Raw genomic sequence first — 23,610 nt, 5'->3', positions numbered from 1 at the left:
GCCCATGAACCGCATCCTGACCATCGAAGACGACGCCGTGACCGCTCGTGAAATCGTTGCCGAGCTGACCCGCAACGGCCTGGATGTCGATTGGGTCGACAACGGTCGCGAAGGCCTGGAACGGGCAGTCAGCGGCGACTACGACCTCATCACCCTCGACCGCATGCTGCCCGAACTCGATGGCCTGGTGATTGTCACCACCCTGCGCACCATGGGCGTGGCCACGCCGATCCTGATGATCAGCGCCCTCTCCGATGTGGACGAACGCGTGCGTGGCCTGCGGGCCGGCGGCGACGATTACCTGACCAAGCCGTTCGCCACCGATGAAATGGCCGCCAGGGTCGAAGTGCTGCTGCGGCGCAACAATGGCACCCGCGAGCCGGAAACCGCGCTGCGGGTGGCCGACCTTGAGCTGAACCTGATCAGCCGCGAAGCCAGCCGCAACGGACAACTGCTCAGCCTGCTGCCCACCGAATACAAGCTGCTGGAATTCCTGATGCGCAACAGCGGCCAGATTCTCTCGCGCATGATGATCTTCGAGGAAGTCTGGGGTTATCACTTCGACCCCGGCACCAACCTGATCGACGTCCACATCGGCCGCCTGCGCAAGAAAATCGACCCGCCGGGCCTGGAACCGCTGATTCGCACGGTACGGGGTTCCGGCTATGTCATTGCTGAACCCCGCTAAGGGCTGGCGCTCCTCCAGCAGCCGTCTGCTGGCGCTGTACAGTTCGCTGTTCGTGATCTGGAGCGCGATCCTGATGGGAGTCATGTATTACGAAGTGTTTGGCTACCTCGACAGCCTGGCCAAGCACTCCCTGATGCAACGCCAACACCTGTTCGCGCGGATCCACGGCGACCAACTGGAAGACGCGCTCATGGCCAGCCTGACGCTGGACGAGCGCGGCGTCGATGCCTACGGGCTGTTCGATCCGCAATTGCGCCATTTGAGCGGACCGATCCAGCGGGTGCCCGCCGACCTGCCGCTGGACGGCAAGATCCACATGCTCGGTGGCTGCGTCGACTCCGATCAACCGGGCGTGCCTTCCGACAGCTGCGACGCGGTGGCGACCCGGACCCAGGACGGTCGCTGGCTGGTCCTGGCCCGGGACAACGGCTCGCTGTTCGCCGTGACGCGGATCATCTTGCACGCGTTGTTCTGGGGGGTATCGCTGACGATCCTGCCGGGCATCGCGGGTTGGCACCTGTTGCGCCGCCGACCGCTGCGGCGGATTCGCCAGTTGCAGGCCAGCGCCGAAGCCATCGTCGCCGGCGACCTGACCCATCGCCTGCCATTGTCGAGCCGGCGCGATGAGCTGGACATGCTGGCGGCGATCGTCAATGCCATGCTCGAACGCATCGAACGCTTGATGAACGAGGTCAAGGGTGTATGCGACAACATCGCCCATGACCTGCGCACCCCGTTGACGCGCCTGCGCGCCCAACTTTATCGCATCCAGCAGCAAGCACCGGACGGCTCCGCCGAGGCTTTGCAGATGGACCAGGTGCTCGCCGAGACCGACACCCTGATGGCGCGGTTTCGCGGTTTGTTGAGGATTTCCGAACTGGAGGACCAGCAGCGGCGCTCGGGCTTCGTGCGCCTCGATCCGTTGCAGCTACTGCAAGAACTCCATGATTTTTACCTGCCCCTGGCCGAGGAAGGCGAACTGACCTTCATCCTGGAGGCGCCCGACGCCCTGCCCCTGCTCAACGGCGACCGGGCCTTGCTGTTCGAGGCTGTGTCGAACCTGTTGAGCAATTCCATCAAGTTCACTCCGCCGGGGGGCACCGTGATCCTGCGCGGAGTCGATCAGGGCGACAGCACGCGCATCGAAGTGCTCGACTCCGGCCCGGGCATCCCCGAGGCCGAGCGCAAGGCCGTGTTTCGCCGTTTCTATCGCGCCGAGGGCAGTAGCCAGCACGGCGGATTCGGCCTGGGTTTGTCGATCGTCGCGGCGATCGTCAATCTGCATGGGTTCACGTTGGAAGTGGGCAGCAGCGAGCACGGCGGCGCGCGGTTGGTGCTCGATTGCCGGGCGACGTTGTTGTAAACACAGGGCTGGAGCAGCCCCTGTGGCGAGGGAGCTTGCTCCCGCTCGGCTGCGAAGCAGTCGCAAAACCGATGGATAGGGTTTGGCTTGCGTGTGCATCCGACAGATATTGGGGCCGCTGCGCGGCCCAGCGGGAGCAAGCTCCCTCGCCACTGGGTGTGGTGTGCCAAATCTTTAGTTATCAGGGCTCACTGCGATGCGGCGGGGTGTTTTGCAGCTCGTAGCGCAGCTCATCGATCAACTTGGCGATGCTCTCTTCCGAGCGGACGCTGTCGACACTCATGCCGCTTACCACCAGGTCCACCTCACCGCTTTCACGGTGATACAGGCGCACGGTGAGGGTGCCATCGCCATTGAGGCTGCATTCGCAGGCCAAGGGCGTAAAGCTTTCTTCAAGGCGGGCACGCAAGGGGGCCAGATGGGTCATACGATGCACCTCAGCCCCGGGGGCGCAAATGAACGGTAGACAGCTCCGACCTCCTGGTCCGCATAGACATCCTGTCGCTCACGTATGGGGTTCGTTCATAGCACATTGAGGAGTATTCCTTGAGTGTTTCGTGGGGGACGCGGCATCACGGAGGATGTCGCACACTCACAGCCTAAGGAACAGCCCCCCCTTGCAAAACCTGAATTTGCACCAGCACACCCGGTGCATTTGCACTGGCTATCATGGTGCCTTCATTCGCCATTCATTGGCGAACAAACCCCGCTCCCGCGCCCAGACAATCGCCTCGCTGCGGCTATGGACATCCAGTTTCGAATACAGTGTAGCCACATGATTGCGCACCGTATTAGGCGCAAGCTTCAGGCGCGCGGCGATTTCCTTGTCGGCCAGCCCCTCACAAATGAGCCCCAGCACATCACGCTCACGGGCCGTCAGCTCGGTGAAGGATGCGCTGGGCACTTGGGCATTGATGCTCTTCACGTTGGCCAGCTTTTCAATCAGGGTCCGGCTGAACCAGGACGCGTCCTTCATCACCTCCTCGATCGCCGCCACCAGTTCCAGTTCCGAGCGCTTGCGTTCGGTGATGTTCATCAGCACCAGCAAGTAGCAGGGCTTGTCCTGGATGAGCACCGTGTCGGCAGCGACCTCACAATCGATCAGTTCGCCGCCTTTCTTGTGCACCTTGACGTCGATGCTCGAGACAGCGGCGGCCTTTTCCAGCCGGGCAAACAGCGCGACGCTGGCGGCCTTGTCGAGGAAGCCGATTTCCTCCACGGTTTTGCCCAACAGCTCTTCGCTGGCGTAGCCAGTGGTCTGGAGAAACGCTTCGTTGATCTCCAGCAGCTGTTGTTCGGCGCTGCACACCAGCGTGGGCACGGGTGACAGGCGGAACGACTTGGCAAAGCGCTCCTCGCTCTGGCGCAACGCCGTCTCTGCCTTGCGGCGCGGCTCCATGTCCATGAAGGAAAACAGCATGCAGTCTTCGTCATGCAGGTCCAGGGGCTGGCCGGCGACGATCACCTGCTTGCTGGTGCCATCGGGCAACTTCAACTCAGCCTGCATTTGCGGAATGGTCGCGCCCTGCCCCAGGCGCTCGATGGCCAGGTCACGCTTCTCGGCGGCTTCGAGCACATCCAGTTCGTACACCGAACGCCCGATCACCTGGTCGCGGCTATAGCCGGTCATCTCCAGGAACCCCGGGTTGACCTTGATGTAGCGCAGGTCGCTGAGACGACAGATCACCGCCGGCGCCGGGTTGGCCCCGAAGGTCTTTTCGAAACGCTGCTCGGCGCTGGCCCATTCGGTGGCATCGCTGAGGATCAGCACGAGCAGTTCCGGCTCACCATTACGGTCGGCCAGCACCATGCTGCGAATCCGATGCACCCAGGTGCGATCCGGGTCGGCCTTGGGCGTAACCTCCACCAGCACATCGCTGAACTCATCGCCACGGGCCACCCGGGCGATGGGGTAGTTGTCGTCGGTCAACGGATGGTTGTTGCGGTAACGCAACTGAAAACGCCGGGCGTATTGCCGGGCCGTGGTGCCCAGCTCATTGAGGTCCTCGACGCCGTGCATGGCCAACGCTGCGGCGTTGGCCCAGGCAATGGTCTGGTCGACCTCGATCAACATCACCCCGTCGGACAGCCCGGCAATGATCTGCAGCAATTGACGACGGTTGGTATCGGTGGTCGGGACTTGCTGATTCATTGGGTCTCCATGTGGTCAGTAGGTTTCAAGCATGGATGCGCTGAAAGTTACGACCACATGGCTTTGCAATAGTGCATCGGCCCCCTCACGCCGCCATGCGTCCTTCGGCAATCGCCTGGGAGGCGGCCAGCATCGCTCGCAGCAGCACTGCGCAACCGGCGGCGAGGTCGTCCGGGGCGGCGTTTTCGATTTCGTTGTGGCTGATGCCACCTTCGCAGGGCACGAAGATCATTCCGGCCGGGCCCAGTTCGGCAAGGAAGATCGCGTCATGGCCGGCACCGCTGACGATGTCCAGGTGGGATAGGCCCAGCCCTTGGGCAGCACTGCGGACGGCGTCGACGCAGCCTTGGTCGAAATACAGCGGCGGGAAGTCGGCGGTGGGTTTCAAATCGAAGGTCAGGCCGTGTTGCCGGCAGGTGTCTTCGATCACCTGCTTGACCTCGGCGATCATCGAATCCAGGCGCGCCGGTTCCAGGTGACGGAAATCCAGGGTCATGCGCACCTCGCCGGGAATGACGTTACGCGACCCCGGATAGGCTTGCAGGCAACCGACCGTGCCGCAGGCATGGGGTTGATGGCCGAGGGCGGCGCGGTTGACGGCGCCGACGATGAGCGAGGCGCCCACCAGGGCGTCCTTGCGCAGGTGCATCGGGGTCGGGCCAGCGTGGGCCTCGACACCACGCAAGGTCAGGTCGAACCACTTCTGCCCCAGGGCACCCATCACCACGCCGATGGTCGTGCCCTCATCCTCGAGGATCGGCCCCTGCTCGATGTGCGCCTCGAAGTACGCCCCCACCGGATGCCCGCTGACCTTGCGCGGGCCGGCATAGCCGATGGCGTTGAGCGCCTGGCCCACACTGATGCCTTCGGCGTCGGTCTTGGCGAGGGTTTCTTCGAGGGTGAATTTCTCGGCGAACACCCCGGAGCCCATCATGCACGGGGCGAAGCGCGAGCCTTCTTCGTTGGTCCAGACCACCACCTCCAACGGTGCTTCGGTTTCAATGTTCAGGTCATTGAGGGTGCGCAGCACTTCCAGCCCGGATAGCACGCCAAAGCAGCCATCGAACTTGCCGCCGGTGGGTTGGGTGTCGATGTGGCTGCCGGTCATCACCGGTGGCAGGTTCGGATTGCGCCCCGGGCGGCGGGCGAAGATATTGCCCACCCCATCGATGCTGACGGTGCAGCCCGCCGCCTGGGTCCATTGCACGAACAGGTCGCGAGCTTGGCGGTCAAGGTCGGTCAGGGCCAGCCGGCACACGCCGCCCTTGACCGTGGCGCCGAGCTGGGCCAGGTCCATGAGCGATTGCCACAGGCGGTCGCGGTTGATGTGCTGATGGGTGGATTGCAGGACGTCGAGGGCTGCGTTCATGGGGATCTCCTTCAGGCAGTTATCTCATTTCGACGCGGTCCAGTGTGGGAGCGGGCTTGCTCGCGAATGCGGTGTATCAGTCAGCATTGATGTTGATTGACGCACCGCATTCGCGAGCAAGCCCGCTCCCACAGGCACCGCATTCATCTGCTATTGCAGAGGTGATTTGGCGACCGCCGGGCTGGCCCCTTGCATGCTGCACAACCCGTAATAAATCACCCCACCCAGCGCCGAGCCGGTGAACCAGCCATAGCTGTAGAACCAACTGAACGCATCGCTGCCCAGGGACAGCAGCGTCAGCACCACCGGCACGCCAAAGGCGATGAAGCCGTTCCAGTTCCAGGCAGGGTAAACGTCGTCGCGGTACAACCCGGCCAGGTCCAGTTGCTGTTTCTTGATCAGGAAATAATCCACCACCATGATCCCGGCAATCGGCCCCAGCAGGCTCGAATAGCCCAGCAGCCAATTGGAATAGACCGACTCGAGGCTGACCTCGGACACGATCAGGCCGAGTTTCTTCAACAGCTCATGGGCCATCAGCGCCAACCCCACCAATCCGGTGAGCATCACCGCCTTGGTGCGGCCGATCAGTTTCGGCGCCAGGTTCTGGAAATCGTTGGTGGGCGAGACGATGTTGGCGGCGGTGTTGGTCGAGAGCGTGGCGACGATGATCAGCACCATGGCCAGCGCCACCCACACCGGGCTCTGGATGTGCCCGATCAACGTCACCGGGTCGGAGACGGTCACCCCCACCAATTTCTCCGAGGCGGCGGTCATGACCACACCGAGGGAGGCGAACAGGAACATGGTCAACGGCAGGCCGATGATCTGCCCGACGATCTGGTCTTTCTGGCTCTTGGCATATCGACTGAAGTCCGGAATGTTCAACGACAGGGTGGCCCAGAAGCCGACCATGGCCGTCAGCCCGGCAAGAAAATAGCTCGTCACCCCGGCACCTTCGGGACGCTTGGCCGGAACCGCCATCAGTTCAGTCAACGAGACATTGGGCAACGCCCACACCAACAGCCCCACCCCCACCAGTACCAGCAATGGCGCAGACAAGGTTTCCAGCCACTTGATCGACTCGGCACCGCGCAACACCACCCACAGGTTGATGACCCAGAACACCATGAAGCCGATCACTTCGCCGGTGCCGCCCAGGCTCTTCCAGCCTTCGAACACCGAGCCGAGAAACAAGTGGATCGCCAACCCGCCGAACATCGTCTGGATGCCGAACCAACCGCACGCCACCAGGGCGCGGATCAGGCACGGCACGTTGGAGCCAATCACGCCGAAGGACGAGCGCAACAGCACCGGAAACGGAATGCCGTACTTGGTCCCGGCGAAGGCGTTCAGGGTCAGGGGGATCAGCACAATGATGTTGGCGAACAGGATCGCCAGCAGCGCCTCGCCCACCGTCAAACCGAAATAAGCGGTGAGCACGCCGCCGAGGGTATAGGTCGGCACGCAGATCGCCATGCCCACCCACAGTGCGGTGATGTGCCATTTGTTCCAGGTTCGCTCGTGCACCTTGGTCGGCGCGATGTCGTGGTTATAACGGGGGCTGTCGAGGACGTCGCTGCCGGCTTCAAGCTCGAATAGTCCGTCGCGCTCGGTCACTGTTGATCTGGTCATGTCCGCTCCACTGTTTTCATTATTTTTGCTCATCGACTGGCGATGGCCGGAGTACTTGCACGCGTGCTATCCACCGTCCCGCCAAGCCACGACAGCACTCAATAACCGTGCCGAATAAGGCGTCGAGCTGACCGGACGATCGATATAACCCTTTCAACCTTTTGATGTTTAACGTTTTAAAGCCAAGTGAATACCTTGTTCCACTGCCGGCTTGTCGACATAGAGGCTAGATGACCTTCACGCCCTGTCGAGTGGGAGATTCAAAGTGGTGCACCCCGAAACAACGCGAGGTGTCTGGCCCGCACTTCCAACACTTTCAAGCCGCTGATTTACCATGACAAATCTCGCTCAAATAACGATCCTGTCAAGTGCGTCAAAATGGTGAGCAGGCTCACCATTTTGGTGATTATTTAAGTTAACCCTTAAATTTCAATGAGTTAATTAACACATAAGCTTATAAAAAATAATCTTGCTCATTTCAATAACTCCAGCTAGCGTCTAATCCTGACAGTCGTGACAAGAATATAAACCGGCACGACTTTACCCACCGTGATGGATAAAACATAAAGAACCGACAACAGTCGGTCATGCCTGCGAGGAATTCGGAATGTCTCTGTTGATCCGTGGCGCCACCGTTATTACCCATGATGAAAGTTATCGCGCCGATGTGTTTTGCGCCGACGGCGTGATCCAGGCCATTGGTGACAACCTGGATGTTCCGGCGGCTGTCGAAGTGCTCGATGGCAGCGGTCAATACCTGATGCCCGGCGGCATTGATCCCCATACCCATATGCAATTGCCGTTCATGGGCACGGTCGCCAGTGAAGATTTCTTCAGCGGCACGGCGGCGGGCCTCGCCGGGGGCACCACCTCGATCATCGACTTCGTGATTCCCAACCCCCAGCAGTCACTGATGGAAGCCTTTCATCAATGGCGCGGCTGGGCCGAGAAAAGCGCCAGCGACTACGGCTTCCACGTGGCAATCACCTGGTGGAGCGAACAGGTCCGCGAAGAAATGGCCGAGCTGGTCAGCCATCACGGCGTGAACAGCTTCAAGCATTTCATGGCCTACAAGAACGCGATCATGGCCGCCGATGACACCTTGGTGGCGAGCTTCGAGCGTTGCCTGGAATTGGGCGCGGTGCCCACCGTGCATGCCGAGAACGGCGAACTGGTCTATCACCTGCAACGCAAGCTGCTGGCCCAAGGCATCACCGGCCCCGAAGCCCACCCACTGTCGCGACCCTCGCAAGTGGAAGGCGAAGCCGCGAGCCGCGCCATCCGCATCGCCGAAACCCTGGGCACGCCGCTGTACCTGGTGCACGTGTCCACCCAGGAAGCCCTGGACGAAATCACCTACGCCCGCAGCAAGGGCCAGCCGGTCTACGGTGAAGTCCTGGCCGGGCACTTGCTGCTGGACGACAGCGTTTATCGCCACCCGGACTGGCAGACCGCCGCCGGCTACGTGATGAGTCCACCCTTCCGCCCACGGGGGCATCAGGAAGCACTCTGGCGTGGCCTGCAGTCCGGCAACCTGCACACCACCGCCACCGACCATTGCTGCTTCTGTGCCGAACAGAAAGCCGCCGGACGTGACGACTTCAGCAAGATCCCCAACGGCACCGCCGGGATCGAAGACCGCATGGCGGTGCTCTGGGACGAGGGGGTCAACAGCGGCAAATTGTCGATGCAGGACTTCGTCGCCCTCACCTCCACCAACACCGCGAAAATCTTCAACCTCTACCCACGCAAGGGCGCGATCCGCGTCGGTGCCGACGCCGACCTGGTGCTCTGGGATCCCCAGGGCAGCCGCACGATTTCCGCCAAGACCCACCACCAGCAAGTGGACTTCAACATCTTCGAAGGCAAGACCGTACGCGGCGTGCCCAGCCACACCATCAGCCAGGGTCGGCTGGTGTGGGCCGACGGCGACCTGCGGGCCGAGCGCGGCGCGGGGCGCTACATCGAACGGCCGGCGTATCCGGCGGTGTTCGATTTGCTGAGCAAGCGGGCTGAGTTGAACAAGCCGGTTGCCGTGGAGCGTTGAACCCAGGCCTGCAGCCTATCGCGAGCAAGCTCGCTCCCACAGGGGATCTGCTGTGAACGTGGATTTTGCATTCACCCAAAATCCAGTGTGGGAGCGAGCTCGCTCGCGATGAGGCCAGCCCAAACACCAAAAATACACTGCCCACCAGAGGCAGCACCTCAAACACCGTGAGGCCCATTCCATGATCCAGCCCTTGAGTCATCTCCCCCATTCCCAGGAAGACCCGGCCACCCTCGCCGCCCGCTTCAGCGACCTGGCGCCGCCCCTCAACGCGCGCCAGGCCCACCTGGAGGCGTCCCGCTGCCTGTATTGCTACGACGCACCTTGTGTGAACGCCTGTCCGAGCGAGATCGATATTCCTTCGTTCATTCGCAACATCCACCAAGACAACGTCCAAGGCGCGGCGCAGACAATTCTCTCGGCCAATATCCTCGGCGGCAGTTGCGCCCGGGTTTGCCCCACCGAGGTCCTGTGCCAACAGGCCTGCGTGCGCAACAACGCCCATGAATGCGCCCCGGTATTGATCGGCTCGTTGCAACGCTACGCAGTGGACAACGCCCACTTCAGCGCGCACCCGTTCCAACGGGCCGCCGCCACCGGCAAGCGCATCGCCGTGGTTGGCGCCGGGCCCGCGGGGTTGTCGTGTGCGCACCGCAGTGCGATGCACGGCCATGACGTGGTGATTTTCGAAGCCCGGGACAAAGCCGGCGGCCTCAACGAATACGGGATCGCCAAGTACAAACTGGTGGACGATTACGCCCAACGGGAGCTGGACTTCCTGCTGGAGATTGGCGGCATCGAAATCCGCCACGGCCAGAAGCTCGGCGAGCACCTGAGCCTGAGCGACCTGCACCAGCAATTCGACGCGGTGTTCCTCGGCCTCGGCCTGGCCGCCAGCAAACAACTGGGCCTGAGCGACGAACAAGCCCCGGGGCTGCTGGCCGCCACCGAGTACATTCGCGAACTGCGCCAAGCCGATGACCTCAGTCAGTTGCCCCTGGCCGACCGTTGCATCGTCCTCGGCGCCGGCAACACCGCCATCGACATGGCCGTGCAAATGGCTCGCCTCGGCGCCCGGGACGTCAACCTGGTCTACCGTCGTGGCCTTGAAGACATGGGCGCGACCTTGCATGAACAAGACATCGCCAAGGCCAACCAGGTGCGCCTGCTGACCTGGGCCCAACCGCAACAGGTGTTGCTCGATGACGCCGGGCAGGTGCGCGGCATGCGCTTTTCCCGTACCCACCTGGAAAACGGCCGACTGGTCATCGGCGCCGAGACCTTCGACCTGCCCGCCGACGCCATCTTCAAAGCCATCGGCCAGGCCTTCGACGACAACGCGCTGGTGGACCCGCTGGCTCGGGAACTCAAGCGCCAGGACGGGCGGATCCTGGTGGACGAACACCTGCGCACCAGCGTTCCCGGGGTCTACGCCGGTGGCGATTGCACCAGCCTCGACCAGGACCTCACCGTGCAGGCCGTGCAGCACGGCAAACTCGCCGCCGAGGCGATCAACGCTCAACTGATGCTTAACGTGGAGGCTGCGTAAATGGCCGATCTGTCGATTGTCTTCGCCGGCATCAAAGCCCCCAACCCGTTCTGGCTGGCCTCCGCGCCACCCACCGACAAGGCCTACAACGTCGTCCGCGCCTTCGAGGCCGGCTGGGGTGGCGTGGTCTGGAAAACCCTCGGTGAGGACCCGGCGGCGGTGAATGTGTCCTCGCGCTATTCGGCCCACTACGGCGCCAATCGGGAGGTCTTGGGCATCAACAACATCGAGCTGATCACCGACCGTTCCCTGGAGATCAACCTGCGGGAAATCACCCAGGTGAAAAAGGACTGGCCGGATCGGGCGTTGATCGTGTCGCTGATGGTGCCCTGCGTCGAAGAGTCCTGGAAGAACATCCTGCCCCTGGTGGAAGCCACCGGCGCCGACGGCATCGAGTTGAACTTCGGTTGCCCCCACGGCATGCCGGAACGGGGCATGGGCGCGGCGGTCGGCCAGGTGCCGGAGTACGTCGAGCAAGTGACCCGCTGGTGCAAGACTTATTGCTCGCTGCCAGTCATCGTCAAGCTCACACCGAACATCACCGACATCCGCGTCGCCGCCCGCGCGGCCCATCGCGGCGGGGCGGATGCGGTGTCGTTGATCAACACCATCAACTCCATCACCAGCGTCGACCTGGACCGCATGGTCGCCCTGCCCAGCGTCGGCAGCCAGAGCACCCACGGCGGTTACTGCGGCTCGGCGGTCAAGCCCATTGCGCTGAACATGGTCGCTGAAATTGCCCGCGACCCGCAGACCCACGGCCTGCCCATCTGCGGCATCGGCGGCATCGGCAGCTGGCGCGACGCTGCCGAATTCATTGCCCTGGGCAGCGGCGCGGTGCAGGTCTGCACGGCGGCGATGCTGCATGGGTTTCGCATCGTCGAAGAGATGAAGGACGGCCTGTCACGTTGGATGGACAGCCAGGGCCACGCCAACCTGCAAGCGTTCTCCGGCCGTGCGGTGGGCAACACCACCGACTGGAAGTACCTGGACATCAACTACCAGGTCATCGCCAAGATCGACCAGCAAGCGTGCATCGGTTGCGGGCGCTGCCACATCGCCTGCGAAGACACCTCGCACCAGGCCATCGCCAGCCTCAAGCAGGCGGACGGCACCCGTGTGTATGAGGTGATCGATGAGGAATGCGTGGGCTGCAACCTGTGCCAGATCACCTGCCCGGTGCAGGACTGCATCGAAATGGTGACGGTGGACACCGGCAAGCCGTTTTTGGATTGGAATCATGATCCGAGGAATCCCTACCATGTAACGGCTTGAGGACTGCGGTGTCTGGACGGGCGCCATCGCGAGCAAGCTCGCTCCCACATTGAATTTATGGTGAACACAAATTTTGTGTTCACCACCGATCCCTGTGGGAGCGAGCTTGCTCGCGATGAGGCCATCAGCCCCAGCACAAAGCCTCAAGGCTCCAACCCAATCCCCCGCAATATCACACTGGTCACCGTCTGCACCGCCCGCTCGAACTGCATGTCCGACAGCGCTTGATGGTCATTGAGAATATTGATCTGATGATCGAAGTCGGCGTAGTGCTGGGTCGAAGCCCAGATCATGTAGAGCAGGCTTGAAGGCTCCACCGGCAGGATGCGTTTATCCTCCACCCACTGGCGAATTTTCGCTTCCTTCATCTTGGCCCAGTCATAGAGGCTGGCGTCCAGCGCTTCGCCCAGGGTCGGGGCGCCGTGGATGATTTCGTTGGCCCAGACTTTAGAGCCGTAGGGCCGGCTGCGGGAGTGGTTCATCTTGGCGCGGATGTAACTGCTGAGCACCACCCGCGGGTCGTCGAACATTTCGAAGCACAAGGCGTCCTGTTTCCAGACTTCCAGCAGGTCGAACAGCACGGCGCTGTACAGTTCGCTCTTGGTGCTGAAGTAGTAATGCAGGTTGGAACGCGGCAACTGCACTTCGGCGGCGATGTCGGCCATGGCGGTGCTGCCAAAACCTTTCTCGGCGAAGACCTTCTCGGCGGCCAACAGGATTTTCTCGACGTTACTGCGACGAATCTCGATCTTGTGATTGCCCATGAGGGCTCCCTGGCAACAGCGTTGGTCAAGACTAGCATTCACCCACTCTTGAAAACACCGATGCCGCTTGTGGGAAAGCTTTTGTGGCGAGGGAGCTTGCTCCCGCTCGGCTGCGCAGCAGTCGTAAAACCGGCTGGCGCGCTATCCCTGGAAAACCGCGTCAGTCCATTTTGGGGCTGCTGCGCAGCCCAGCGGGAGCAAGCTCCCTCGCCACAAAAGCGGGTTTTGCGTTATGTCGACTGGCGGGGTTCGACGTTATCCAGCGCGCGGTTCGCCAGCATTGCGCTCAGTTCGATCAGTTGCTGGATGCCCAGGGCAATGTGGCGCCTCGAGCCTTTCAGGTCGAAGGCCAGGTCATTGACCATGGCGTTGGCCGAGGCCAGGTTTTCGCTGAGGTTGGCGAGCAGGGTTTCGGTGTCGACGCCTTTGACCACGGTGAACAGTTGGCCGGGATCGGCCTCGGGTTTGCTGGGTTTGGGCTTGAGGTAGGAGTCGAGGATGCGGTCGGCGGCTTCGTCGAACGCTTTTGAGTTGGATGGATCTGTATCCGGTGGGTTGGGGGTTACTTTGAACATGGTTGAAGCTCCGATGCATTTAAAAGGGAGCCAACACCCTTTCGCTACCAAACGAATTAGGGTGGCGGCCATACGAAGGTTGGTAGACCGGGCATCGGAGCCGGCGCCTCCGAAGAGGCCCTGCGCATGGCCACCAAAAAGCGAAGTGCATGATCGCACTTGCAAGAGATGACGCTATGCACCGACACCAGGGCTACCAAACCCGATCGCTGATTCAATCAGCGACCCGGAAACGATAAAACCCTGGCCCAAGGCGCACAAGCCGGCGGATTCTGGCGCAGTTGTAGGCAACGGCGCAAGACAACGTAGCCCAATCCCGAACAATCCTACGTCTGGATAAACACAGGCCTGTTTGGACTGGAAACAGGGTTCACAACACACCTCTGTGGCGAGGGAGCTTGCTCCCGCTGGGTGGCGAAGCCGCCCCAAAAATTTCTGCGTTGAAACAAAAAACCGGGGCCTGCTTCGCAGTCCAGCGGGAGCAAGCTCCCTCGCCACAAGAGCCCGCTTCAGCCTTCCGGTCGCCTACATTCGACTAATGTCTTAGACCAGTCATCGCACAACCAAGCCCCCTCACCGCTATTCTCAAACCCCGTATCCACTCGGTGCCACCGCTTTCGTTCCTGGCCTGCGCCAGCGACAGCCATTGCACTGCCTCATTTTGAAGCACACCCCAGTTGGATAATTCCGATAATGGCCAGTTGACAACGAGCAGCCGCTTCCAAATAATCACCGCCATGTTGTACGACGACGTATGACAAATAAAAACAACAAAAAAGTAGGGAGCGCCATAGTGAGCACACGTGTCCGTTTTTCGCCCAACCATCGTCCAAACCGCCGTACCCTTCTGAGCTCCAGCCCCGCCCTGGTCCTGCTCGGTTGCAGCAGCCTTGCCGCATTTCTGCCGATGACCGCCAGCGCCGAAGGCTTCGTCGATGACGCCAAGGCCACGTTGAACCTGCGCAACTTCTACATCAACCGCAACTTCACCAACCCGAACAACGCCCAAGGCAAAGCCGAAGAATGGACCCAGAGCTTCATTCTCGACGCCAAGTCCGGTTTCACCCAAGGCACCGTCGGCTTCGGCGTGGACGTGCTGGGGATGTACTCGGTCAAGCTCGACGGCGGTCGTGGTACTGCGAACACGTCCTTGTTGCCTATTCATGACGACGGTCGCCCGGCCGACGATTACGGTCGCCTCGGCGTGGCCCTCAAGGCCAAGGTCTCGAAGACTGAGCTGAAGGTCGGCGAATGGATGCCGGTGTTGCCGATCCTGCGTTCCGACGACGGTCGTTCCCTGCCCCAGACTTTCCGTGGCGGCCAGGTCACCTCCACCGAAATCAACGGCCTGAGCCTCTACGGCGGCCAGTTCCGTGGCAACAGCCCGCGCAACGACGCGAGCATGGAAGACATGTCGATGAACGGCCGCGGCGCGTTCACCTCCGACCGTTTCAACTTCGGTGGCGGCGAATACGCCTTCAATGAAAAACGCACCCAGGTCGGCGTCTGGTACGCGGAACTGTCCGACATCTACCAACAGCAATATTTCAACCTGACCCACAGCCAGCCCATGGGCGACTGGACCTTGGGCGCCAACCTTGGCTACTTCACCGGTAAGGAAAACGGCAGCGCGTTGGCCGGCGACCTGGACAACAAAACCGCGTTCGCCATGCTCTCGGCCAAATACGGCGGCAATACCTTCTACGTCGGCCTGCAGAAAGTCGGCGGCGACGACGCCTGGATGCGCGTCAACGGCACCAGCGGCGGCACCCTGGCGAACGACAGTTACAACTCCAGCTACGACAACGCCAAGGAAAAATCCTGGCAAGTGCGCCACGACTTCAACTTCGCCGCTGTCGGCGTGCCGGGCCTGACCCTGATGAACCGCTACATCAGCGGCGACAACGTGCACACCGCCACCGTCGACGACGGCAAGGAATGGGGCCGTGAAAGTGAACTGGCCTACACCGTGCAGAGCGGTGTGCTGAAGAGCCTCAACGTGAAATGGCGTAACTCGTCGCTTCGTCGTGACTTCAGCACCAACGAATTCGACGAAAACCGAATCATCTTCAACTACCCGATCTCGCTGCTGTAACACGGGATATTGCCATGGGCGCATCCCATGGCAACCTGCGGCAGGGACGCCGATCCAGAGCGGTTCGTCGATCAAACGTTGACAAGGTAGCGGAAGGATAAGGATATTTCCTCTCGGTCGTACGACAACTTATAACAACTGTACCTCTCACTGTTTGCTCAGGTAATGCCATGACCACGACACAGATTCGCCACCCCTTCAATCGCCTGCTCTTGACCGGCGCCGCCGGCGGCCTTGGCAAAGTCTTGCGCGAACGCCTCAAGCCTTACGCCCGCCACATTCGCCTGTCGGACATCGCCAACATGGCCCCGGCCATCGACGAAAGCGAAGAAGTGGTGCCCTGCGACCTGTCGGATAAACAGGCCGTGCACCAGTTGGTGGAAGGCGTCGACGCCATCCTGCATTTCGGTGGTGTCTCGGTGGAGCGCCCGTTCGAAGAGATCCTTGGCGCCAACATCAGTGGCGTGTTCCACATTTATGAAGCGGCGCGCAAGCACGGCGTCAAGCGGGTGATTTTCGCCAGCTCCAACCATGTCATCGGCTTCTACAAGCAGGACGAGGCCCTCGACGCCCATTGCCTTCGCCGTCCGGATGGCTACTACGGCCTGTCCAAGTCCTACGGCGAAGACATGGCCAGTTTCTATTTCGATCGCTACGGCATCGAGACCGTGAGCATCCGCATCGGCTCGTCGTTCCCGGAGCCGCAGAACCGCCGGATGATGAGCACCTGGCTGAGCTTCGACGACCTCACCCAACTGATCGAATGCTCGCTCTACACGCCGAAGGTCGGCCACACCGTGGTCTACGGCGTGTCCGCCAACCGCGATGTCTGGTGGGACAACAGCCACGCCGCGCACCTGGGCTACCAGCCCAAGGACACGTCCGAAATTTTCCGCGACAAGGTCGAAGCGCAGCCGATGCCGGCCGCCGATGATCCGGCCAGGATCTACCAGGGTGGCGCCTTTGTCGCAGCCGGCCCGTTCGACGACTGATTCGTCTGTTGTTCATGGGATACGAACGAACCAAGGAATCACCATGCAAGCCGAATTGATTGTCGATGCACGCAATGCTGTCGGGGAAAGCCCGGTGTGGGTCCCCGAGGAAAACTCGCTGTACTGGGTGAACATCCCCAACGGCGGCCTGCAACGCTGGAACGCCAGCACTGGAAAAATCCAAGGCTGGGAAGCCCCCGAGATGCTCGCCTGTATTGCCCGCCACCAGGACGGTGGCTGGATCGCGGGTATGGAAAGCGGTTTCTTTCGCCTGCACCCCCATGACGACGGCAGCCTGGACAGCGAACTCTGTGCAAGCGTCGAACACAGCCGCACCGACATGCGCCTCAACGATGGCCGTTGCGACCGCCAGGGCCGTTTCTGGGCCGGCAGCATGGTACTGAACATGGGCGCCAACGCCGATGAAGGCCGGATGTACCGTTATGACGCCGGGCAACGCAGCCCGGTGGAGGCGCAACTGAGCGGGTTCATCGTGCCCAACGGGCTAGGTTTCAGCCCCGACGGCCGGACGATGTACCTCTCCGATTCCCACCCGCTGATCCAGCAGATCTGGGCCTTCGACTACGACATCGACAGCGGCACCCCGTCCAACCGCCGCCTGTTCGTCGACATGATGCCCCTGGCCGGCCGCCCGGATGGCGCGGCGGTGGACGCCGACGGTTGCTACTGGATCTGCGCCAACGACGCCGGGCTGATTCACCGTTTCACCCCGGACGGACGTCTCGACCGTTCGCTGGAAGTGCCGGTGAAAAAACCGACCATGTGCGCCTTTGGCGGCAGCCAGCTGGACACCCTCTTCGTCACCTCGATCCGTCCGGGCGACGACAACGATCCGCAGTCCCTGGCCGGTGGCGTGTTCGCCCTCAACCCCGGCGTCAAGGGCCTGGCTGAACCTGCTTTCGGAGGACGGAAACACTCCGCGAATTGATCTGCTTTGCCGCTTCACATCGATAGACATAAAAACAACAACACTGGAGATTGACCATGAATTTCAAACGCACACTTCTGATCGCGGCCTTGCCCCTGGCCTTCCTGGCCCAGGCGGCAAATGCCCTCACCCTCAAGATCGCCGACATTCATCCCGCCGGCTACCCGACCGTGGTTGCCGAGCAATCCATGGGCGAAGCCTTGGAAAAGGCGAGCAACGGCGAATTGAAGTTCAAGTATTTCCCGGGTGGCGTACTGGGCTCTGAAAAAGAAGTCATCGAGCAGATGCAAGCCGGCGCGATCCAGATGTCCCGCGTCAGCCTGGGCATCGTCGGCCCTGTGGTGCCGGACGTGAACGTCTTCAACATGCCGTTCATCTTCCGCGACCAGGCCCACATGCGCGCCGTCATCGACGGTGAAGTCGGCGATGCAATCCTCGACCGCATCACCAACTCCGAGTTCGGCCTGGTAGCCCTGGCCTGGATGGATGGCGGCACGCGCAACCTCTACACCAAGAAGCCGGTGCGCAAGATCGAAGACCTCAAGGGCATGAAGATTCGCGTCCAAGGCAACCCGATGTTCATCGAGACTTTCAACGCCATGGGCGCCAACGGCATCGCCATGGACACCGGCGAGATCTTCAGCGCCTTGCAGACCGGCGTGATCGATGGCGCGGAAAACAACCCGCCGACCATGCTCGAGCACAACCACTTCCAGAACGCCAAGTTCTACAGCCTGACCGGCCACCTGATCCTGCCTGAGCCAATCGTGATGTCGAAAATCACCTGGAACAAGCTCACCCCAGAGCAGCAGGACATGGTGAAAAAAGCCGCCAAGGCTGCCCAGGCTGAAGAGCGCGTGCTGTGGGACAAGAAGTCCGCCGCCAGTGAAGAAAAACTCAAGGCCGCCGGCGTCGAGTTCATCACCGTCGACAAGAAACCCTTCTATGACGCCACTGCGCCGATCCGGGCCAAATACGGTGCGCCGTACGCCGACCTGATCAAGCGTATCGAAGCCGTTAAGTAAGGTCTCTCAAACTGTACTCATGAAAAGGCTGGGCGCGCCTGCGGTTAAAAGGCGCGCCCGGTTACGGTGGAACCCGATGAAGAATTTGCTGCTGCGTATCAACGACACGATTTACATGACTTGCATCTGGGTGGCCGGCCTTTCTGTCCTCGCCGTTGCGCTGATGATTCCGTGGGGGGTGTTCGCCCGCTACGTACTCGGTACTGGCTCAAGTTGGCCGGAGCCCACCGCCATCTTGCTGATGATCGTATTTACCTTCATCGGTGCCGCTGCCAGCTACCGCTCCGGCTCGCACATGGCCGTGGACATGGTCACCAGCCGCATGCCCCCGCACTGGCAAACCTTGGCTTCGGTTTTCACCCAGCTATTGATGGCGGCGGTGTGCATTTTCATGACCGTCTGGGGCACCAAGCTGTGCATGACCACCTGGAATCAATTCATGAGCGCCATCCCCACCCTGCGCGTCGGCATTACCTACATGCCGATCCCGATCGGTGGTTTCCTGACGTTGATTTTTGTCCTGGAAAAACTCTTGCTGGGTGATCAAAGCAAGCGTCGGGTCGTGCAGTTCGACCTGGTTGAAGAAAACGAAGGTGCCGCTTAATGGACGCTCTGATTCTGCTGGGCAGTTTTTTGCTGTTGATCCTGATCGGCATGCCGGTCGCCTATGCGTTGGGCGCTGCCGCCCTGATCGGGGCGTGGTGGATCGATATTCCGTTCCAGGCCATGATGATCCAGGTAACGGGCGGGGTGAACAAATTCTCGCTGCTGGCCATTCCCTTTTTCGTCCTGGCCGGTGCGATCATGGCCGAAGGCGGCATGTCCCGCCGCTTGGTGGCCTTCGCCAGTGTGCTGGTAGGCTTCGTGCGCGGTGGCCTGTCCCTGGTCAACCTCGTGGCCTCGAGTTTCTTTGGCGCGATCTCCGGTTCCTCGGTGGCCGATACCGCCTCGGTCGGCTCCGTGCTGATCCCGGAAATGACACGCCGGGGCTACCCGCGTGAATACGCCACCGCCGTCACCGTCAGTGGTTCGGTACAAGCGCTGCTGACACCGCCAAGCCATAACGCGGTGCTGTATTCGCTCGCCGCCGGCGGCACCGTCTCCATCGGTTCGCTGTTCATGGCCGGCATCGTCCCCGGCATCATGATGAACCTCTGCCTGATGGCGCTGTGCCTGGTTTTCGCGAAAAAGCGCAATTACCCCAAGGGCGAAGTCATTCCGCTCAAACAAGCGCTGAAGATCTGCAAGGAAGCCATGTGGGGCATGATGACCCTGTTCATCATCCTTGGCGGCATTCTCTCGGGTGTGTTCACCGCCACCGAATCGGCCGCCATCGCCGTGGTGTGGGCGTTCTTCGTGACCATGTGCATCTATCGCGACTACAAGTGGAGCGAGTTGCCGAAACTGATGCACCGTACGGTACGCACCATCTCCATCGTGATGATCCTGATCGGCTTCGCCGCCAGCTTCGGCTACATCATGACGCTGATGGAAATCCCGGCGAAGATCACCACCGCGTTCCTGACCCTGTCGGACAACCGCTACGTGATCCTGATGTGCATCAACGTGATGTTGCTGCTGTTGGGGACCGTGATGGACATGGCGCCGCTGATCCTGATCCTGACGCCGATCCTGATGCCAGTGATCGTCGGCATCGGCGTGGACCCGGTGCAGTTCGGCATGATCATGCTGGTGAACCTGGGTATCGGCCTGATCACGCCACCGGTGGGCGCAGTGTTGTTCGTCGGTTCCGCCATCGGCAAGGTCAGCATCGAAAGCACGGTCAAGGCCCTGCTGCCGTTCTACGCCATGCTGTTCGTGGTGTTGATGCTGGTGACCTACGTGCCTGCCATTTCGCTGTGGTTGCCGCATTTGGTGTTGTAACAGAAAACAATAGGTCCCCTTGTGGCGAGGGGATTTATCCCCGCTGGGCTGCGCAGCGGCCCTTAAGGTCTGGATCTCGGTACATCAGACAGATCGAGATTGCTGGTTTTGGGGCTGCTTTGCAGCCCAGCGGGGATAAATCCCCTCGCCACAACAGCTCTTTCACCTTGTTAAACAAGGCCACCATGACGCAGCCCCTTCTCTACCTCGAAGACGAACTGACCCGCCTGACCCTGGCCCCGCACCTGGGCGCCAGCCTCGTTGAATGGACATTGCGCAGCAGCGGCGCTCCCCTGCTACGCCCGCCCGCGCCGCACGCACTGGAAAACGGCCTGCCAGGCAAACTCGGCTGCTTCCCGTTGATCCCGTGGTCGAACCGGATCGCCCAAGGCGGTTTCGATTGCCCCGGCGGCTGGCTCGCCCTGGAAGCCAACAGCCCCAACGATCCGTTTCCGATCCATGGCAGTGCCTGGCAGCAACCGTGGCAAGTGACTGAGCACAGCGCCCAGGAAGCCTTGTTGCAACTCGACAGCCAAACCCCATTTGCCTATTGCGCCAGCCTGCGGATCCGCTTGAGTGGCGGCCAGTTGCAAATGGCGTTGCATGTGACACATATGGCCGAACAGGCCGCCTGGCACGGGCTGGGTTTGCATCCGTATTTCCCGCGCACAACCGGTACTCGCCTGCAAACCGGTGCCAGCGAAGTCTGGATGTGCGACGCCGCGAAACTGCCAACGGAACTGAGGGGCGTTCCCTCGGAGTGGGATTTCCAGCAGTCCCGGTTACTGCCGGACACCCTTGTCGACAACGGCTTCGGTGGCTGGGATGGGCAGTGCCTGATCCAACAACCGGACCTGGGTTATGAACTGGAATGCCGTGCCAGCGGCAGCGATTATTTCCTGCTGTACTGTCCAGTCGGTTTGGATTTCTTCTGCATCGAACCGGTCAGTCATCCGGTCAATGCCCATCACCTGCCAGGACGGCCAGGGTTGCGTTTGCTTGAGCAAGGGCAATCGGTGGCGTTGGGGTTTTCGATGCAGTGCCGAGCGTTGTAAACATCACGCGTTCCCTGTGGTCAGGCGGATCACATCGCCCCCTGTGGCGAGGGAGCTTGCTCCCGCTCGGCTGCGAAGCAGACGCCGTGGGTCAAGACCGTATGGGCCTGCTTCGCAGTCCAGCGGGAGCAAGCTCCCTCGCCACAAAGGCAATGTGCAATCCTGATTCGTCGTCGCTAAGCCCGCACCAGCATGAACACCGCCACCGTCAGGCACACCCCGGCAAACCCCACCTGCAACGCCCGGGCCGGGACCTGGGCCGACAATCGCCGCCCGAGCACCATCCCAACGATACTCGCCGCAATGAACACCGCACCGACCCGGTCGATGCTCACGCCGGCATGAAACGCGCCCACCACGCCAATCAGCGAAATCAGGCTGATGACCATCAAGGACGTCGCGACGATCCCGCGCATCTGCACGTCAGTCAGTTGCTTGAACGCCGGCACGATCAGGAAGCCGCCGCCCACGCCCAGCAACCCCGAGACCATGCCTGTCACTGCCCCCAATGCCGACAGCGTAGCGGTGCAGCGGGCGGTCCAGGCCAGGCGCCCGGTCTGGCGGTCGAGCATGCAATTCTTCTGGCCCCAAATGGCGGCACCGTGATCGCTGGGCCCCGCTTGCGGCGTTTCCCGGCGCAACATGCGCGCCGCCACCAGCACCATCAACAGGCTGAACAGGATCATCAAGATTTTTTCCGAAAGCTGGTGGGCAAGGTAGATACCCAGCGGCGAGAACACCGCGCCCAGCAGCGCAATCAGCAATGCCGCTCGATAGCGCACCAGCCCATGGCGCAGCCCATCGATGGCCCCCACCGCCGCCGCGCTGCCCACCGCGAACAGCGCCACCGGCGCGGCCTGGGTCATGCTCCAACCCAGTCCCAACACCAATGCTGGCACCGCCAGGATGCCGCCGCCCGCGCCCGTCAGGCCAAGGACCAGGCCCATGACCACACCAAAAAAACTTGCCAGTAACATTCAGGTTCTCTCAAGCCGCGCACACCTGTTGGCAGGTGCGATCGCATTTGCAGGACGCCTTGGCCCTCACTAAGCTGCGGACCATAAGTTGTAAACCTCAAGCGTAGCAACCGCTTCTTCCCGCACAGGTCCGCTGTCATGCCCGCGCAGATCCAAAGTTTTCTCGACCCCGCCTCCAAGACCTTTACTTACGTCGTGTACGAACACGACGGCGGGCACTGCGCGGTGGTGGATCCGGTGCTGGACTATGACCCGGCTTCGGGCCGTAGCGGCACCGAACAGGCCAATCGGGTGATCGCGTTCGTGCGCGAACATCGGTTGACGGTGCAATGGCTGCTGGAAACCCACGCCCACGCCGATCACCTGTCCGCCGCGCCTTATCTGCGTCGGGAACTGGGCGGCAAGATTGCCATTGGCGAGTCCATCGGCCAGGTGCAGAACGTGTTCAAGGCCCTGTTCAACCTGGAGCCGCAATTCGCCGTCGACGGTTCGCAATTCGACCACCTGTTCGCGGCCGACGAATCCTTCCTGATCGGCAACCTCAAGGCCACCGCGCTGCACGTGCCCGGCCACACCCCGGCGGACATGGCCTATCTGATCGATGGCGATGTGATCCTGGTGGGCGACACGCTGTTCATGCCCGACGTGGGCACTGCCCGTTGCGACTTCCCCGGCGGCAATGCCCATCAGCTCTACGCCTCGATCCGCAAGTTGCTGGCCTTTCCTGCCGGGGTGCGCCTGTATGTCTGTCATGACTATCCACCGGAAGAGCGCGAGCCCCACTGCGTGAGTACCGTGGGTGAACAGCGCCAGCACAACATCCATGTTCGCGACGGCATCGATGAAGCTTCGTTCGTGACCATGCGTACCCAGCGCGACAAGACGCTGGGCATGCCGACGCTGCTGTTGCCGGCGATCCAGGTGAATGTGCGGGCGGGACACCTGCCGCCGGCCGAGGGCAATGGCGTGACTTATCTGAAGATTCCGATCAACCAGCTCTAAGGTCGCCACCTATCCAATGTGGGAGCGAGCCTGCTCGCGATAGCGGTGGGTCTGCTTACATCAGAGCTGAATATGCCGACGCCTTCGCGAGCGGGCTCGCTCCCACAGGGTTCAGCGGTGATCGCAGAACTCGACCAACAGTACAATCCGGTGTGGGAGCGAGCTTGCTCGCGATGGCGGTGGGTCAGGCAACAATGAGCCGTCAGAAATCCAC

General features: G+C 61.5%; 20 protein-coding genes. 13 read left to right on the top strand and 7 right to left on the bottom strand.

From position 1 onward, the window contains the following. Positions 1 to 4 precede the first annotated feature (4 nt). Positions 5 to 688: a response regulator transcription factor gene (locus tag ACLH0I_RS12385; protein WP_053122824.1), complete on the top strand. Its 684-nt coding sequence runs from the start codon at positions 5 to 7 to the stop codon at positions 686 to 688. Further along, positions 666 to 2,051, top strand: a complete 1,386-nt coding sequence (locus ACLH0I_RS12380; RefSeq protein ID WP_207966875.1) for a sensor histidine kinase — start codon at positions 666 to 668, stop codon at positions 2,049 to 2,051. The genes ACLH0I_RS12385 and ACLH0I_RS12380 overlap by 23 nt, the downstream gene beginning before the upstream one ends. Before the next feature lie 181 nt (positions 2,052 to 2,232). Here ACLH0I_RS12380 and ACLH0I_RS12375 read toward each other — a convergent pair whose 3' ends face one another. The 4 genes from ACLH0I_RS12375 to ACLH0I_RS12360 form a co-directional block, all read right to left on the bottom strand. Next, positions 2,233 to 2,478: a DUF1652 domain-containing protein gene (locus ACLH0I_RS12375; protein WP_053185383.1), complete on the bottom strand. Its 246-nt coding sequence runs from the start codon at positions 2,476 to 2,478 to the stop codon at positions 2,233 to 2,235. 240 nt (positions 2,479 to 2,718) lie between these two features. Next, positions 2,719 to 4,203 carry a helix-turn-helix transcriptional regulator gene (locus ACLH0I_RS12370; protein WP_411387217.1) on the bottom strand — a complete coding sequence of 495 codons (1,485 nt, stop codon included), beginning with the start codon at positions 4,201 to 4,203 and terminating at the stop codon, positions 2,719 to 2,721. Between the two features lie 85 nt (positions 4,204 to 4,288). Continuing rightward, entirely contained in the window at positions 4,289 to 5,572 is a 1,284-nt protein-coding gene (locus tag ACLH0I_RS12365; protein WP_411387216.1) for a Zn-dependent hydrolase, read from the bottom strand. 150 nt (positions 5,573 to 5,722) lie between these two features. Beyond that, positions 5,723 to 7,207: an NCS1 family nucleobase:cation symporter-1 gene (locus tag ACLH0I_RS12360; protein ID WP_411387215.1), complete on the bottom strand. Its 1,485-nt coding sequence runs from the start codon at positions 7,205 to 7,207 to the stop codon at positions 5,723 to 5,725. A gap of 607 nt (positions 7,208 to 7,814) precedes the next feature. Here ACLH0I_RS12360 and hydA point away from each other — a divergent pair. The 3 genes from hydA to preA all read left to right on the top strand — a co-directional run bounded on the left by hydA (position 7,815) and on the right by preA (position 12,078). Further along, positions 7,815 to 9,254, top strand: a complete 1,440-nt coding sequence (gene hydA / locus ACLH0I_RS12355; protein WP_411387214.1) for a dihydropyrimidinase — start codon at positions 7,815 to 7,817, stop codon at positions 9,252 to 9,254. Positions 9,255 to 9,435: 181 nt separating this feature from the next. Beyond that, positions 9,436 to 10,803: an NAD(P)-dependent oxidoreductase gene (locus ACLH0I_RS12350; RefSeq protein WP_411387213.1), complete on the top strand. Its 1,368-nt coding sequence runs from the start codon at positions 9,436 to 9,438 to the stop codon at positions 10,801 to 10,803. Then, the gene (gene preA, locus ACLH0I_RS12345) at positions 10,804 to 12,078 is read left to right on the top strand and encodes an NAD-dependent dihydropyrimidine dehydrogenase subunit PreA (RefSeq protein WP_411387212.1); all 1,275 of its coding nucleotides are present in this window, start codon (positions 10,804 to 10,806) and stop codon (positions 12,076 to 12,078) included. Positions 12,079 to 12,221: 143 nt separating this feature from the next. Here the strand turns inward: preA and ACLH0I_RS12340 are convergent, their stop codons facing one another. Further along, entirely contained in the window at positions 12,222 to 12,842 is a 621-nt protein-coding gene (locus tag ACLH0I_RS12340; RefSeq protein ID WP_186706163.1) for a TetR/AcrR family transcriptional regulator, read from the bottom strand. Between the two features lie 230 nt (positions 12,843 to 13,072). After that, positions 13,073 to 13,417 carry a DUF6124 family protein gene (locus ACLH0I_RS12335; RefSeq protein WP_411387211.1) on the bottom strand — a complete coding sequence of 115 codons (345 nt, stop codon included), beginning with the start codon at positions 13,415 to 13,417 and terminating at the stop codon, positions 13,073 to 13,075. 907 nt (positions 13,418 to 14,324) lie between these two features. On the opposite strand from ACLH0I_RS12335, the gene ACLH0I_RS12330 reads away from it, so the two are divergent. The 7 genes from ACLH0I_RS12330 to ACLH0I_RS12300 all read left to right on the top strand — a co-directional run bounded on the left by ACLH0I_RS12330 (position 14,325) and on the right by ACLH0I_RS12300 (position 21,417). Continuing rightward, entirely contained in the window at positions 14,325 to 15,512 is a 1,188-nt protein-coding gene (locus ACLH0I_RS12330) for an OprD family porin (RefSeq protein WP_411387493.1), read from the top strand. A gap of 170 nt (positions 15,513 to 15,682) precedes the next feature. Then, positions 15,683 to 16,504, top strand: a complete 822-nt coding sequence (locus ACLH0I_RS12325) for an NAD-dependent epimerase/dehydratase family protein (RefSeq protein ID WP_411387210.1) — start codon at positions 15,683 to 15,685, stop codon at positions 16,502 to 16,504. 43 nt (positions 16,505 to 16,547) lie between these two features. Next, positions 16,548 to 17,453, top strand: a complete 906-nt coding sequence (locus tag ACLH0I_RS12320; protein WP_411387209.1) for an SMP-30/gluconolactonase/LRE family protein — start codon at positions 16,548 to 16,550, stop codon at positions 17,451 to 17,453. Positions 17,454 to 17,509: 56 nt separating this feature from the next. Continuing rightward, positions 17,510 to 18,478, top strand: coding sequence for a TRAP transporter substrate-binding protein (locus ACLH0I_RS12315; RefSeq protein ID WP_411387208.1), 969 nt, complete (start codon positions 17,510 to 17,512; stop codon positions 18,476 to 18,478). Between the two features lie 76 nt (positions 18,479 to 18,554). Then, positions 18,555 to 19,082: a TRAP transporter small permease gene (locus ACLH0I_RS12310; RefSeq protein WP_186640446.1), complete on the top strand. Its 528-nt coding sequence runs from the start codon at positions 18,555 to 18,557 to the stop codon at positions 19,080 to 19,082. Further along, the gene (locus tag ACLH0I_RS12305; RefSeq protein ID WP_411387207.1) at positions 19,082 to 20,362 is read left to right on the top strand and encodes a TRAP transporter large permease; all 1,281 of its coding nucleotides are present in this window, start codon (positions 19,082 to 19,084) and stop codon (positions 20,360 to 20,362) included. The genes ACLH0I_RS12310 and ACLH0I_RS12305 overlap by 1 nt, the downstream gene beginning before the upstream one ends. 185 nt (positions 20,363 to 20,547) lie before the next feature. Next, on the top strand, positions 20,548 to 21,417 hold the full coding sequence (locus ACLH0I_RS12300; protein ID WP_411387206.1) for an aldose 1-epimerase: 870 nt from the start codon (positions 20,548 to 20,550) through the stop codon (positions 21,415 to 21,417). 176 nt (positions 21,418 to 21,593) lie between these two features. Here ACLH0I_RS12300 and ACLH0I_RS12295 read toward each other — a convergent pair whose 3' ends face one another. After that, entirely contained in the window at positions 21,594 to 22,394 is an 801-nt protein-coding gene (locus ACLH0I_RS12295) for a sulfite exporter TauE/SafE family protein (protein WP_411387205.1), read from the bottom strand. A gap of 138 nt (positions 22,395 to 22,532) precedes the next feature. On the opposite strand from ACLH0I_RS12295, the gene ACLH0I_RS12290 reads away from it, so the two are divergent. After that, positions 22,533 to 23,396 carry an MBL fold metallo-hydrolase gene (locus ACLH0I_RS12290; protein ID WP_411387204.1) on the top strand — a complete coding sequence of 288 codons (864 nt, stop codon included), beginning with the start codon at positions 22,533 to 22,535 and terminating at the stop codon, positions 23,394 to 23,396. Positions 23,397 to 23,610 lie beyond the last annotated feature (214 nt).

The sequence above is a fragment of the Pseudomonas sp. MPB03 genome, assembly GCF_046605385.1.
In the GTDB taxonomy this organism is placed as follows: domain Bacteria; phylum Pseudomonadota; class Gammaproteobacteria; order Pseudomonadales; family Pseudomonadaceae; genus Aquipseudomonas; species Aquipseudomonas zanjanensis.
The sequence above is the reverse complement of the archived record's forward strand: the minus strand, read 5'-3'. Positions and strand labels throughout refer to the sequence as shown.

What these genes read in the sequence shown, in the direction of transcription:
- ACLH0I_RS12385 (WP_053122824.1), top strand. Translation starts at nt 5, where the DNA reads ATGAACCGCATCCTGACCATCGAAGACGACGCCGTGACCGCTCGTGAA.
- ACLH0I_RS12380 (WP_207966875.1), top strand. Translation starts at nt 666, where the DNA reads ATGTCATTGCTGAACCCCGCTAAGGGCTGGCGCTCCTCCAGCAGCCGT.
- ACLH0I_RS12375 (WP_053185383.1), bottom strand. Translation starts at nt 2,478, where the DNA reads ATGACCCATCTGGCCCCCTTGCGTGCCCGCCTTGAAGAAAGCTTTACG.
- ACLH0I_RS12370 (WP_411387217.1), bottom strand. Translation starts at nt 4,203, where the DNA reads ATGAATCAGCAAGTCCCGACCACCGATACCAACCGTCGTCAATTGCTG.
- ACLH0I_RS12365 (WP_411387216.1), bottom strand. Translation starts at nt 5,572, where the DNA reads ATGAACGCAGCCCTCGACGTCCTGCAATCCACCCATCAGCACATCAAC.
- ACLH0I_RS12360 (WP_411387215.1), bottom strand. Translation starts at nt 7,207, where the DNA reads ATGACCAGATCAACAGTGACCGAGCGCGACGGACTATTCGAGCTTGAA.
- hydA (WP_411387214.1), top strand. Translation starts at nt 7,815, where the DNA reads ATGTCTCTGTTGATCCGTGGCGCCACCGTTATTACCCATGATGAAAGT.
- ACLH0I_RS12350 (WP_411387213.1), top strand. Translation starts at nt 9,436, where the DNA reads ATGATCCAGCCCTTGAGTCATCTCCCCCATTCCCAGGAAGACCCGGCC.
- preA (WP_411387212.1), top strand. Translation starts at nt 10,804, where the DNA reads ATGGCCGATCTGTCGATTGTCTTCGCCGGCATCAAAGCCCCCAACCCG.
- ACLH0I_RS12340 (WP_186706163.1), bottom strand. Translation starts at nt 12,842, where the DNA reads ATGGGCAATCACAAGATCGAGATTCGTCGCAGTAACGTCGAGAAAATC.
- ACLH0I_RS12335 (WP_411387211.1), bottom strand. Translation starts at nt 13,417, where the DNA reads ATGTTCAAAGTAACCCCCAACCCACCGGATACAGATCCATCCAACTCA.
- ACLH0I_RS12330 (WP_411387493.1), top strand. Translation starts at nt 14,325, where the DNA reads ATGACCGCCAGCGCCGAAGGCTTCGTCGATGACGCCAAGGCCACGTTG.
- ACLH0I_RS12325 (WP_411387210.1), top strand. Translation starts at nt 15,683, where the DNA reads ATGACCACGACACAGATTCGCCACCCCTTCAATCGCCTGCTCTTGACC.
- ACLH0I_RS12320 (WP_411387209.1), top strand. Translation starts at nt 16,548, where the DNA reads ATGCAAGCCGAATTGATTGTCGATGCACGCAATGCTGTCGGGGAAAGC.
- ACLH0I_RS12315 (WP_411387208.1), top strand. Translation starts at nt 17,510, where the DNA reads ATGAATTTCAAACGCACACTTCTGATCGCGGCCTTGCCCCTGGCCTTC.
- ACLH0I_RS12310 (WP_186640446.1), top strand. Translation starts at nt 18,555, where the DNA reads ATGAAGAATTTGCTGCTGCGTATCAACGACACGATTTACATGACTTGC.
- ACLH0I_RS12305 (WP_411387207.1), top strand. Translation starts at nt 19,082, where the DNA reads ATGGACGCTCTGATTCTGCTGGGCAGTTTTTTGCTGTTGATCCTGATC.
- ACLH0I_RS12300 (WP_411387206.1), top strand. Translation starts at nt 20,548, where the DNA reads ATGACGCAGCCCCTTCTCTACCTCGAAGACGAACTGACCCGCCTGACC.
- ACLH0I_RS12295 (WP_411387205.1), bottom strand. Translation starts at nt 22,394, where the DNA reads ATGTTACTGGCAAGTTTTTTTGGTGTGGTCATGGGCCTGGTCCTTGGC.
- ACLH0I_RS12290 (WP_411387204.1), top strand. Translation starts at nt 22,533, where the DNA reads ATGCCCGCGCAGATCCAAAGTTTTCTCGACCCCGCCTCCAAGACCTTT.